Annotated in this window: 1 pseudogene; it reads right to left on the bottom strand. The window is 35.4% G+C overall.

Annotation, left to right across the window (positions count from 1 at the left end):
- Window positions 1-206 precede the first annotated feature (206 nt).
- Window positions 207-571 (bottom strand): annotated as a pseudogene (locus MWU65_RS17835) (sugar phosphate isomerase/epimerase); the annotation flags it as partial.

The following is a 571-nucleotide window of genomic DNA, read 5'->3' as shown; positions in this document are numbered from 1 at the left end:
AGAATCTAAGGAATCATTTTCAATGTAGGTGAAAATAAATTTAGAAGCCTTTTCGGGTCCCAAGGTTCGTATAAGAACGTCTTCAGCCGCCATAACTTCAGGTCCTTCCTCTTTTGAAGGAGAGCAAGAGTAAGTAAATAAAAAGAGTGCTAAGATTGATAGTATAAACTTCATAAAAATAGTGTTAATAATAAGTACATAGAGACCTATACCTCTATATTATAATTTTCTAGGATTCCTTTTCGAATAAATTCGTTGATTTCCCATTGGTCACCCATAGGAATCTTTGTATTTGGTGTATTAATTGTATATGGAAAAGGACCGTATTCTGGGGTTATTGTTAGTTGTTCCCGATTATTATCCTTTGCATTTTTAATCATCAGACTCCACCATTCTTGAAATTGAAGTAATTCTTGATCGTAATTACAGTCTCTTGGGTCTATTACTTGTGGGCTCTGGGCAGAACCAACCCTTGAATGAACATGGTAAGTATGCTCAATAGCTTTTTGTACGGCTTTAGGTTGATTTTCTAACATAGTTTCAGCTACACAACACCAATGCGATAAGTCGG

It is taken from the genome of Cellulophaga sp. F20128, assembly GCF_023015805.1.
Classification (GTDB): Bacteria; Bacteroidota; Bacteroidia; order Flavobacteriales; family Flavobacteriaceae; genus Cellulophaga.
Note: the sequence above shows the minus strand (reverse complement) of the source record. Positions and strands in the feature narration are given on the sequence as shown.